Below are 4,151 nucleotides of genomic sequence, written 5' to 3' on the forward strand. Positions count from 1 at the left end.
TTCTGTAAAATCAGACATGGTGGTTAGAGTCTTTGGTTTGTGTAGTAACTTTCTAAATGGCTCTAGCCATCTTTTTTTCAAGCGGTTTTCTTATCCGTAATTCGGGTTAATCTAAAATTCCCTATCTCTTCTTGTCTAAGCCTAAAAGTTGAACTAAATACTAAGCCTGAAAAATGATCCCATGATGAATCTCCATGCTTATGAATATCTGAAATATCAATTTTACAAGAACAAATTTCTTTAGCTTTTATGTTATTAATTAACAATTCAGCTACTTCATACGCTCGCAACACATCTTCTTTTTCAGGAAGATTAAACTCATGTTCAATTTTATTTCTTAAATTCCTTACTTCAGTTACAAGTAAATTTGGAGACAGGCCTAGAGCACAAAACAAACGCAACGAAATAGGACTGATATTTTTATTATCATCTTCTAAAACATCTTCACAAAAGTTCAACGCTGCTTTTGGAACTTTTTTTAAATTTATATTAAAATTTTTTAATGTGTTCTCTATCTAGCAATCAATAGCTCTCTTAGAATTTGATAAGGCATTAATTAATCCTCGATCATCTTTCTGTTTTAAATCTGTCTTCGCAAAAGAAAGATACGCATTAGGATTGAGTTCAAAAAAACTTATAAAATTCATATTATCAATGAAACCTATTGATAAATACTTATAATCTAATTCAGCTATATTAAATAATTCTTTACTTGTATTTACTATAATTTCTTTTTTTATCAGCCACAATTTAACCCTTAAAAATTTCTATTTTCAATTTAGGGTCTTTTTACAACAATATCAATTATTTTGATTATAAATCCTCCCCGGCCCTCCTTTTTCAAAGAGGGGCTAGGGGAGATTTTATTTTTCTAAAAAATAAAGTTAAGCCACTTGCCCTTCTAAAAAGTCCTGTGCAAAGCGTTGTAATACACCGCCCGCTTCATATACAGAAACTTCTTCTTCGGTGTCTAAACGGCAAGTTACAGGCACTTCAACAATCTGTTCCTTGCCATCATCTGTAGCACGTTCAATCACTAAAGTTAAAGTCGAACGTGGCGCAATATTACCAATTACGCTATATAGCTCAGTACCATCTAGCTTTAATGTTTTACGGTCTGTACCCGGTTTAAACTCAAGCGGCAACACGCCCATACCAACCAGGTTGGTACGGTGAATACGCTCAAAACCTTCAGCTACAATCGCTTCAACACCTGCAAGACGAACACCTTTCGCAGCCCAGTCACGACTTGAACCCTGACCATAATCCTTACCTGCAATCACAATCAAAGGCTGTTTACGGTTCATGTAGGTTTCAATCGCTTCCCACATACGCATCACTTCGCCTTCAGGCTCTACACGCGCTTTCGAACCTTGCTTCACCGTACCATCTGAACGACGCACCATTTCATTAAACAGTTTCGGGTTTGCCAAGGTCGCACGCTGTGCAGTCAAGTGGTCACCACGATGAGTTGCGTAAGAGTTAAAGTCTTCCTCAGGCACGCCCATTTTCGCCAAATATTCACCAGAAGCACTATCCAACACAATCGCATTCGATGGCGATAAATGGTCGGTGGTGATGTTGTCACCCAAAATAGCCAATGGACGCATATTGCTTAAAGTACGCGGTGCAGCCAACGCCCCTTCCCAATATGGCGGACGGCGAATATAAGTACTTTGCGGACGCCAATCATACAGTGGGCTTACCGATTTTTCTCGCTCACCCAGATCAAACATTGGAATGTAGACTTTACGGAACTGTTCAGGCTTAACTGACTTTTGCACCAATGCATCAATTTCAGCATCCGATGGCCAGATGTCTTTTAAGTAAATTGGATTACCATCTTTGTCATTGCCAAGTGAATCTTTTTCGATATCAAAACGAATTGTACCGGCAATCGCATAAGCAACCACTAATGGCGGAGATGCCAAGAATGCCTGTTTTGCATAAGGATGGATACGACCGTCAAAGTTACGGTTACCTGAAAGTACCGCAGTCGCGTACAAGTCACGGTCAATAATTTCTTGCTGAATTTTTGGATCAAGCGCGCCAGACATCCCGTTACAAGTGGTGCAAGCATAGGCCACAATACCAAAGCCAAGTTTTTCTAAATCGTGCAATACACCTGCTTCTTCAAGGTAAAGTGCTGCTGTTTTAGAACCCGGTGCAAAAGATGATTTCACCCAAGGCTTACGGGTTAAACCCAGCTCATTGGCTTTACGAGCCAACAAACCTGCTGCAACAGTGTTCCGTGGGTTTGAAGTATTGGTACAAGAGGTAATGGCTGCGATAATCACTGCGCCATCCGGCATTAAACCATCGGTACGATGTTCAACCACACCGGCAATGCCTTTTTCTTTCAGGTCAGCAGTCGATACACGCGCATGCGGATTTGATGGACCGGCAATATTACGGGTCACAGTCGACAAGTCGAAACGTAATACACGTGGATATTCTGCCTGTTTCATGTCCGATGCCCAAAGCCCAATTTCTTTGGCATAGGTTTCAACCAGTTTGACTTGCTCAGATTCACGGCCGGTCAAAGTCAGATAATCAATGGTGTTCTGGTCAATGTAGAACATCGCAGCCGTTGCACCATATTCAGGGGTCATGTTGGAAATCGTTGCGCGATCACCTACCGACATGCTGTCTGCACCTTCACCAAAGAATTCAAGATACGCACCGACCACACGTTCTTTACGCAAGAATTCAGTTAAAGCCAATACGATATCAGTTGCAGTAATGCCCGGCTGACGCTGACCGACCAGTTCCACACCAATAATGTCCGGTAGACGCATCCACGATGCACGACCTAGCATCACATTTTCAGCTTCCAGGCCACCCACACCAATGGAGATTACACCGAGTGCATCAGTATGTGGCGTATGCGAGTCAGTTCCTACACAAGTGTCTGGATATGCCACGCCATCACGGTTTTGAATCACCGGAGACATTTTTTCCAGATTGATCTGGTGCATGATGCCGTTGCCCGCAGGAATCACATCGACATTTTCAAAAGCGGTTTTGGTCCATTCAATAAAATGGAAACGGTCTTCATTGCGACGGTCTTCAATGGCACGGTTTTTCTCAAATGCATCAGGATCGAAACCGCCGTACTCCACTGCCAATGAGTGGTCGACAATCAGCTGTGTTGGCACCACCGGATTCACTTTTGAAGGATCGCCCCCTTGATCGGCAATCGCATCACGCAAGCCCGCCAAGTCTACAAGTGCGGTCTGACCCAAAATGTCATGACAGACCACACGTGCCGGATACCAAGGGAAATCATGGTCTTGTTTGCGTTGAATAAGTTCGTTTAATGACTGCTCTAAAATGGCTGGATCACAACGGCGCACCAACTGTTCTGCAAGCACTTTTGAGGTATATGGAAGTTTGGCATATGCGCCTGGCTGAATATCTTCTACGGCTTGGCGCACGTCAAAATATTCGAGCTGGGTGCCTTGCAGTGGTTTACGGTAGTTGTTGTTCATAGCTTACCTGCCTCTTGAATCATTTTTCTTTACTACGTAATTGTTGTTGACGAGTCACAATCGTTTCGATGGCATTGTACGCTGTGAAAAAGCCATTTCCCAAATCTTATATATTTCATAAACTTAACTCAAAAAAGCCCCGTTTTTGAAATATTTAGTTACATAAACATTGGAATATTTGCTCTAAAGATGCATTTTTGGGAAAAATAGTGGGAAATCAGCCTCATTCTTTAGTATTAGATATGTTTTTTAGGATAAAAAACAACCTAGAGTTGTATTTTTATTATGTTACTTAAAATTTTCTCACTCACACACATTGTTTAGGATTCCTAAACCTATCTTCATAAAATATCAGATCATTTTAATAAAATTACTGTACCCCCCTGTTAAATACGTCTCAAGACTATGCGTCACTCGTCGTATCTTTTAAACGCCCTCTTTTTTAGTGACTTAGCTCTCAATATAATTAAAAGAGGTGGATCAGGAAATTTGAACAACACTTATAAGTGATATTTTGCTCCCCAAATGATGTTATAAACATCAATATATGGAGTATTTTATGGCACGTAGACCAAGAAGAAATCATTCAAATGATTTTAAAGCTAAGGTAGCACTTGCTGCGATTAAAGCAGAAAAAACACTTGCTGAATTGAGTGCTGA

Annotated in this window: 2 protein-coding genes; both read right to left on the minus strand. The window is 40.9% G+C overall.

Annotation, left to right across the window (positions count from 1 at the left end):
• Positions 1-77: 77 nt before the first annotated feature.
• On the minus strand, positions 78-458 hold the full coding sequence (locus tag E0409_RS16350; RefSeq protein ID WP_131292608.1) for a hypothetical protein: 381 nt from the start codon (positions 456-458) through the stop codon (positions 78-80).
• 426 nt (positions 459-884) lie between these two features.
• Positions 885-3,491, minus strand: coding sequence for a Fe/S-dependent 2-methylisocitrate dehydratase AcnD (acnD, locus tag E0409_RS16355; RefSeq protein WP_131292611.1), 2,607 nt, complete (start codon positions 3,489-3,491; stop codon positions 885-887).
• Positions 3,492-4,151 lie beyond the last annotated feature (660 nt).

Origin of the sequence: Acinetobacter sp. ANC 4862, from assembly GCF_004336635.1 — a bacterium.
Lineage (GTDB): Bacteria > Pseudomonadota > Gammaproteobacteria > Pseudomonadales > Moraxellaceae > Acinetobacter.

What these genes read in the sequence shown, in the direction of transcription:
- acnD (WP_131292611.1), bottom strand. Translation starts at nt 3,491, where the DNA reads ATGAACAACAACTACCGTAAACCACTGCAAGGCACCCAGCTCGAATAT.